Origin of the sequence: Solirubrobacter phytolaccae, assembly GCF_027587195.1 — a bacterium.
Taxonomy (GTDB): domain Bacteria; phylum Actinomycetota; class Thermoleophilia; order Solirubrobacterales; family Solirubrobacteraceae; genus Solirubrobacter; species Solirubrobacter phytolaccae.
In genome coordinates, this window is record NZ_JAPDDP010000085.1 from 24,472 (window position 1) to 31,996 (window position 7,525).

At 70.5% G+C, this 7,525-nt stretch carries 6 protein-coding genes; 2 read left to right on the forward strand and 4 right to left on the reverse strand.

The window, feature by feature from the left end; genetic code table 11:
* Nucleotides 1-7: 7 nt before the first annotated feature.
* Complete coding sequence (locus tag OJ997_RS30880) at nucleotides 8-319, forward strand: STAS domain-containing protein (RefSeq protein WP_270029212.1); 312 nt, start codon at nucleotides 8-10, stop codon at nucleotides 317-319.
* Here OJ997_RS30880 and OJ997_RS30885 read toward each other — a convergent pair whose 3' ends face one another.
* Both OJ997_RS30885 and OJ997_RS30890 read right to left on the reverse strand, forming a co-directional pair.
* On the reverse strand, nucleotides 320-3,736 hold the full coding sequence (locus OJ997_RS30885; RefSeq protein WP_270029213.1) for a family 78 glycoside hydrolase catalytic domain: 3,417 nt from the start codon (nucleotides 3,734-3,736) through the stop codon (nucleotides 320-322).
* Nucleotides 3,737-3,819: 83 nt separating this feature from the next.
* The gene (locus OJ997_RS30890) at nucleotides 3,820-4,179 is read right to left on the reverse strand and encodes an STAS domain-containing protein (RefSeq protein WP_270029214.1); all 360 of its coding nucleotides are present in this window, start codon (nucleotides 4,177-4,179) and stop codon (nucleotides 3,820-3,822) included.
* A 31-nt stretch (nucleotides 4,180-4,210) separates the two neighbouring features.
* Between OJ997_RS30890 and OJ997_RS30895 the strand changes: the two genes are divergently transcribed.
* Complete coding sequence (locus tag OJ997_RS30895; protein WP_270029215.1) at nucleotides 4,211-4,777, forward strand: hypothetical protein; 567 nt, start codon at nucleotides 4,211-4,213, stop codon at nucleotides 4,775-4,777.
* A gap of 22 nt (nucleotides 4,778-4,799) precedes the next feature.
* Here the strand turns inward: OJ997_RS30895 and OJ997_RS30900 are convergent, their stop codons facing one another.
* Nucleotides 4,800-7,058 carry a CocE/NonD family hydrolase gene (locus OJ997_RS30900; RefSeq protein WP_270029216.1) on the reverse strand — a complete coding sequence of 753 codons (2,259 nt, stop codon included), beginning with the start codon at nucleotides 7,056-7,058 and terminating at the stop codon, nucleotides 4,800-4,802.
* Between the two features lie 77 nt (nucleotides 7,059-7,135).
* On the reverse strand, nucleotides 7,136-7,525 hold a 390-nt coding region (locus OJ997_RS30905), incomplete at its 5' end, for a nicotinate-nucleotide--dimethylbenzimidazole phosphoribosyltransferase (protein ID WP_270029217.1).

Below are 7,525 nucleotides of genomic sequence, written 5' to 3' on the forward strand. Positions count from 1 at the left end.
CGGTTCGATGCCACCCGGTCTTGAGGTTCACATCTCCAGCGAGGCCGGGACGACGCTCGTGACGGTCACCGGCGAGGTCGACCTGTTGACCTCGGTGACGCTCAATCGCGAGCTGGACATCGCGCTCGACGCCGGCCCGCAGTGGCTGCGGCTGGACCTGCGCGAGGTCATCTTCATGGACACGAGCGGCGTCGCCGTGCTGATCAAGGCGCGCCGCCGGGCACTGGAGGCGGGCTGCCGCTTCAGCGTGAAGTCGGCATCGCCCGCCATCCAGCGCCTGCTGGAGATCACCGGGTTGGCGAGTCTCCTCGGCGAGTAGCTACGGCGTCGTGGTCGAGAGCGTGAACGTGAGCGTCCGGCTGTAGCTGCCCGTCCGCAGCGGATCGGTGGAGCCGATGTGCTGCTTGAAGGTGACGTCGACGTCCTCGTTGGCGGTCGGCGCCGTCCAGGTGGTCCTGCTCAGCGCCACCCGCAGCGGCTCTCTCAAAGCGAACGCGCCGTTCGTGAGGTGGCCCGGCTCGCTCACGCTCAGCGCCGCGTCGCCTGCGGTGGAGATCACGGTCGCCTTGGTGGTCGCCGTGTAGTCGCGGTCCACGCCCGGGAGGAACGCGCCGAAGGACACGGGACCCACGGACAGCGCGAGCGTGGCGGGCACCGTGCCGCCGACCGTTCCCTCCGCCTCCGCGGTGAACACGCAGCCCTGCGCGGTCGCCCACTCGCGCACGCTCGCCGCCGTCACGCCGTCGCCGGTCGACAGCAGGTGGCAGCCCGCCCCGACCTCGACCGCGCTCCGGCCCGGCAGCGTCACGACCGCCGTGCTGTTCGCGGGCACGCGGAGCGCGAGGTCGAGCTTGTCGCCCACCTGCTCGAACGCTTCGCCGATGGTTCCGCGCACGGTCGGCGTCGTGCCCGCCGCGCGGGTCAGCCCGCCCGGCTGCGGCTTGACGCTGAAGCGCTTGTAGCCCGGCTCGAGCGCCTCGATGCCGAGCGCGCCGCGGTAGACGAGGTAGGCCGGCGAGCCCGCCCACGGGTGCGAGTAGGTCGAGTTGGACTTCAGCGCCGGGTCCCACGCCTCCATCGGCGAGCCCGCGCCCTGCTCGATCATGTGCAGCCAGCTGCGCTGCCCCGTGCTCGTCATGAGCCGCACGGCGTCGCTCGCGCGGCCGCCGTCGTAGAGCGCGTCGATCAGGAAGTTCGCGCAGAACACGCTGCAGGCGATGCCGCGGCCCGCGATGTACTGCGTGGCCGGGCCGAGCTGGTCCGGCCCCGCGACGCCCATGGCGACGGCGAACACCGACGCGTGCACGGAGGCGTGGGCCGTGGTCAGGCCGTCCTTGTAGCGCCCGGCGACGGGGTCGTAGAGGTTGGCGTTGATCGCGTTCCGCAGTCGCTCGGCCGCGGCGGTCCAGGTGGTCGCGTCCTCGCCCTTGCCGAGCGCCGCGGCGATCTTCGCCATGTCCGCCAGCGCCTTGTACGACCACGCGTTGATGACCGTGTTCACGTTGCTGAAGACGTAGTCGTCGCGCTCGCCCTGCGGCCAGTCGACGAGGTCGCCGTTGGCGGTCGAGCTGGCGCCCGGCTCCTTGTGGACGAGGCCGTCGGAGGAACGGATCCAGCGCGTCGGCACGAACGCCTTCAGGTCCTCGTAGTAGTCGCCGACGGCCTTGATGTCCCCGGTGCTCTGCCAGTACTCGTAGGCGGACAGGATGCTGGAGAAGCGCCACTCGGTCGGCCACGTCTCGTTCACCGCGAGCCACTGCAGCGTGTACTTCGACAGCGTCCAGTCGCCGTCCGTGTAGCCCTGGATGAGCATGTGGATGAGGTTGTCGCCCTCGTACGGGGCGCGCTCACGGCTCGGCGAATCGAGGTGCAGGTCGAGGTTGAGCTCGCGGACGCCGGCGCGGTTGAAGCCGACGACCTGGTCGAGGGCGCTGTTCGACGAGGACCACGACGACGCGCTCGGGTCGTACGGGTAGACGAGCGACGTGGCGCGAATCTCCTCCGGGTCGGCGCCGATAATCTCGGCGTAGCGGAACACGCGGTAGCCCCAGAGGTTCAGCGTCTGCGTGCCCGGACGGAGCGTCCAGACGTCGCGATAGGTGTTGCCGGTGCGCATCGTGTAGTCGACGACGCCGGGGCTCGTGAGCTCCTCCCCCACCCGGATCTCGACCGCCTCGCCGCCCGTGCCGTTGAGCTTGAGCTGGACGCCGCCGACGACGGTCCGGCCGAAGTCGACGAAGTAGCGCTTGTCACCGGTCTTGACGACGGAGACCGGCTCGCGCAGGCGCTGCTCGACGTTCGCGGCGGGCGTGCCGATCAGCCCCTGGATGGCGGTCTTCGCGGTGGCGCTCGACCACGACGCGTCATCGAAGGCGGGCGTGTCGAACCCGCTCGGGTACTTGCGCGCGTCGATGTTCTCGACCGGCGCGACGTAGTAGCTGGTGCCGACGCTGCCGGCCTGCGGCATTGCGACCTCACCCGCGAGCGCTTTCCAGCTCGTGTCGGAGTTGACGACCTCACGCGTGCCGTCCGCGTAGGCGATCACGAGCTGGGCGATGAACTTCTTGTCCGTGGTCGTGTAGGCGAGCGCGCCGAGCGCGTTGTCGCCCGGCTGGAGCAGCGACGTGACGTCGTACGCGTTGTACATCGTCTGCGCGGCGTTGTTGATCGCGCGCGTCGGGCCGACGCCGACGACCTTCCCGTTGAGGCTGAGCTTGAAGACGTACTGGCGCGCGGGCTCGGTCGACCGTGCCGAGACGTACGCGGTGGCCCAGGCGACCGGCTTGTCGGCGACGCGGAACGTCTTGCGCAGGAACGCCCAGTTGTCGGTGACGCCGTAGGAGCAGTCGCGCGCGGTGCCGACGACGAGCTCGCCGCCCGTCACCGTGCCGCAGCTGAAGTCGGTGGACGGCGTGGAGAAGTCGTTGCTGTAGAGCGTCGCGGCGCTCGACGCGACCTTGACGTTGTCGAACCGCGCCGACTCCGTGTTGCCATGGCGGAAGCCGATCGAGCCGTTCGGGTTGCGCGTGTCGACCGTGGTGTCCACGAGCACGTCGTCGATGTAGGTGCGAATCGTCGAGCCGACGACGTTGATGCGCGCGTGGTGCTTCGTGTTCAGGCCGATCGTCATCGGCAGCCTGACGGCCTTCAGCTGCGTGTAGGTGCCGTTAACCTGCACGTGCGGGCGCAGCTCGTTAGAGCTGTCGCCGCGGATCTGCCACATGAACGCGTTCGAGCCGTTCACGCGGAACTTGATGCCGGCGGCGACGGTCGTGACCGTGAAGTCGACGTCCACGTCGTAGTCGGTGCCGAGAACGGGCGCGTTCGACCAGATCGGCGTGGCCGTCCAGCCGCTCTTGACGGCGGTGCCGAAGCTCGCAGGGGCGGAGTACTCGGACGCGGTGCCGGACGCGTCGAACGTGCGCACGCTCCAGAACAGCCGCGTCGCGTTCGGAAGCGCCGGACCGGCGTAGGGCACGTTGACGCTGTCAGGCGACGCGACCTTGCCCGAGTCCCACACGTCGCCCAGCGACTGTGGGCTCGTGCCGACCTTGACCTGGTACGCCGACTGCGTCCTGGCTGCGACCTGCCAGCCGAGCAGCGGCGCCGCGGCCTCCACCGCCAGCGGCTTCGCCTGGTGCTCGACCGTGAGGCCGGCCGGGGCCGCCGCGAGCGCACTCGCGGGAACGACGCACAGCATCGATGCGGCCGCCAGGGCCGTCCGTAGCCACTTCAACGCTCTCTCCTCCTCCGCTGAACCGGAGGAGCGAAACTAGATCACGAACGATCAGCTGTCAATCGTGATTCGACCAGATTCGTTCATGAGAAGCCAAGGCGGCGGAGGGCCTCCGCGGGCGACGACGCGACGCGCAGGAACTCCCCCAGGCCGCTCAGCTCGAGGATGCGCGCGAGCACGCCGTCCTCCGGCACAACGAGCGCGGCTCTCCCGCCGTTGATCTCGATCTCGCGGGTCGCGCGGACCAGCGCGCGCAACCCGGTCGAGTCGCAGAACTCCAGCTCGCTCAGATCGATCATCACTCGGCGGTTGCCGGCAACGCGTTCGACCGTGCGGCAGAGCTTCGGCGCGGTCGAGAGGTCGAGTTCGCCGCGGACCCGGATCACGGGCACGGGACCGTCGACGACTTCCGCGGTCAGCGGAGAGGTGGATGGGGCGGCCACAGAGGTCTTGTACCCGGACTAGGCTCGGGTTATGAACCAGGCGGTGCGTGCGTCCGCGGGTGGCCCCGTGGACGCGGAGGCGATCGCGGCGCGGGCGCGGGAGCTGGGCGTGCTCGGCTGGGTCCGACCGACGGGCGAGCTGCACGCGGAGGGCGCGCCGGACGCGGTCGCGGCGGTGGTCGCATTGCTGGGTGAAGACGTGGCCGGCGAGCACGTCAAGGTCGAGGGGCACGAGCAGTTCGGGATTCGCGGCGTGCCCGCGGGACCGTTCGTGGTCGAGGAGACGGCGAAGGGGTTCGTGCTGCGGCTCGAGGTCGACGGCGTGATGCGCTGCTGGACGCTCGCGAAGGCGCCGTCGATGGACCCGGCGGTGAAGCGGATGGCGTTCGAAGGCGACGCCGAGGGCGTGGGCGTCTGGGACCAGGGCCGCTACGAGCAGGGCGGGCGGGTGGCGTGGCCCGAGGCGCTCGAGCGCGGGCACGCGGTGTTCGTCCTGCACGGCTCGGAGCTGCAGGGCGGCTTCGCGCTGCAGCGCATCCGTCCCCGGCAGTGGCTGCTGATCAAGCGCAAGGACGCCGAGGCGCGCGGCCCGGCCTGAGCCGGACCGCGCGCGCCGTGCGTTACGGGGTGGTCGTGCTCAGGGTGAACGTGAGCGTCTTCGTGTAGGCGCCCGTCCGCAGCGGGTCGGTCTCCTTCACGCGCTGCTTGAACGTGATCGGCACCGTCTCGTTCGAGGTCGGGCCGGTCCAGGCGGTCTTGCCCAGCTCGACGCGGAGCGGCTCGGCCAGGCTGAACGCACCGTTGGTCAGGTGCCCCGGGTCGGAGACCGTGAGCGCCGCGTCACCGGCGGTGGAGATCACGGTCGCGTCCGTCGCCGCCGTGTATTCCTTATCGAGCCCCGGCGTGAACGTGCCGAACGAGGCCACGCCGCGCAGGCTGAGCGCCAGCGTGGCGGGCACCGTGCCGCCGACGGGCTGCGTGACCGCGGTCGTGTCCGCGAACGCGCCGGCGCTGACCGCCGCGTCGAAGCCGCCGACGATCGGCAGGCTGACCGTGCTCTGCTTCGTGTTGAGCGTGACCGTCGTGCCGGTCGTGCCGTTGCGCTGCAGCGCGTTGAGGTTCGCGATCAGCACGATGCCGATCCGGTGGCCGGCCGGGAACGTGTAGTCCACGGGCATGATCGGGAACTGGAAGCGGTACTCGGTGCCCGGGACGGTGGCGACGTCGGAGTACAGCGACTCGCGGTTGGACGAGTCCAGGATGCCGCGGGAGATCCGCCAGCCCTGCGTCGCGGTGACGGTGACGGTGGGCTTGATCGGCTGCTGGTAGCAGGAGTCGAAGTCCATCACCTGGCCGTCCGGGCCCTTGCGCGTGGAGCTCGGGCCCCAGCAGTCGCTCGGCGCGTCGGTGGGGGTGCTGACGCCGTCGCCGCTGCGCGTGATCTGGGTCGACGGGCCGTAGTCGACGAGGAGCGCGGTGAGGTTCGACTGCGGCTTGTCGAGGCTCGCCCGCAGGTCGATCTTCGGCGATCCGGAGAGGCGCAGGTCCTGCTTGAGCGGGGCGCTGAGGAACACCCGGCGGTTGGTCTGCGTGGTGCCGGCCGCGAGGTTCATCGCGTTGGCCTCGGTCATGTTCGACTGGTCCGTCCATTTGAGCGTGTCGGTCGCGCCGCCGGAGCGGCCGGCGAGCGTGCCGGTGGTGGTCTGCGTGTCGCCCCACAGGTGGACCGTCGTGGGGGTGGAGCCGGGCAGTGGCCAGTCCGCGTACTTGCCCCAGCTGTCCTTCGTGTTCTCGATGTCGACGCGGGGCTCCTCCATGATCCCGTTCTGGACGCCGTAGAGCCAGTGGTCGAACCAGGCGTGCAGCTGGCGCATCCACTCGGCGCGGTTGGTCATGAACGGGTCGATGTGGCCCTCACGGCACAGCCACAGCTTGCGCGGGACGTTGTGCTTCGCGAGCTGATGCCACCACTCGCTCGTCTGGTCCGGGTCGACGTTGTCGTCCTGGAGGCAGTGCGTGGCGAAGACGCTCGCCTTGACCTTGTCGGCGTCCGGGCGATAGTTGCGCTCGTCCCAGAACGCGTTCATGTTGCCGTCCGTGTCGCCGTCGAGCAGGCTCATCGCGTCGCGGACCGGGGCGCAGATGGGCTGGCGCGGCGCGTCGGTGACGTAGTTGGCGAGCCACGCCGGGTAGTGGGCGGTGGAGCCGATGATCCCGCCCATCCGCGAGTAGTCGTACCAGGAGCTGATGGCGGCGATCGGGACGATCGTGGTGAGCCCGGCGACGCCGGTCGCGGCGACCGCGTTGGGCAGCGTGCCGTTGTAGGAGCGGCCGATCATCGCGGCCTTGCCGCTGTGCCAGGTGGCGGTGATCGGGTCGGCGGTGCCGGCGAGGCTCTTGTAGCCGGGGAGCCGCCCGTTGAGCCAGTCGATCACGACCTTCGTGGACTGCACGTCCTCCTTGCCGCCGTTGACCGCGCAGCCCGTGGAGTTGGCCGTCCCGCCCATCTCGGCGAGGATCACCGCGTAGCCGCGCGGCACGAAGAAGTTGTCGTACCAGAGCGGCCAGCGGTCGTTGAGCCCGTCGCTGTCGAGATCGCCGATGCACTCACCGACGAACTGCCCGCACGCGCTCGTGTAGTACGGGCTCGGCGCGATGATCGCCGGGACGTCTTTAGTGAGCTCTTTCGGCCGCATGATCTCGATCGCCGTGCGGTCCTCGATCCCGTCGCGATCCGCGTCGAGCCCGTTCGGGATGTACACCCGCTCGCGGATCGCGCCGTCGTAGTCGTACTGCGGCGTCGTCTGCGCCTGCGCGCTCGACGCGAACACGGTCACCGCGAGCAGGGCGATGCCCGCGGCCCTCCTGACCAGCTTCATAGGTCCCCCCAGGGAATTTGTTGCCTCCTCCGCCGCGGAACTCTGCCGGGTTCGCGCGTGGAGTTCCCTCAACGGGGTTAGGAGGTGGACACCCCCGCCTCCGCGAACGTGTGCATGCCGTCGTGGGAGGCCGCCGCGAGCTTGAGGATGGAGAGCGCGGCGGCGGCGCCACTCGCCTCGCCGAGGCGCATCTGCAGGTCGAGGATCGGCTTGAGGCCCAGGTGCGCGAGCAGCGCCGCGTGGGCCGGCTCGGGCGAGAGGTGCCCGGCGATCAGGCGGGGCTTGAGGTCGGGCGCGATCGCCGCCGCGATGGCCGCCGCGGCGGTGGCGATGACGCCGTCGCAGACGTAGCCGAGGCCGTAGCGGCCGGCGCCGAGCGCGAGGCCGGTGAGCAGGGCGATCTCGCCGCCGCCGAGGCCCGCCAGCGCGGCCAGGGCGCTGCCGGACCGCGGCGCCGCGCCGGCTGC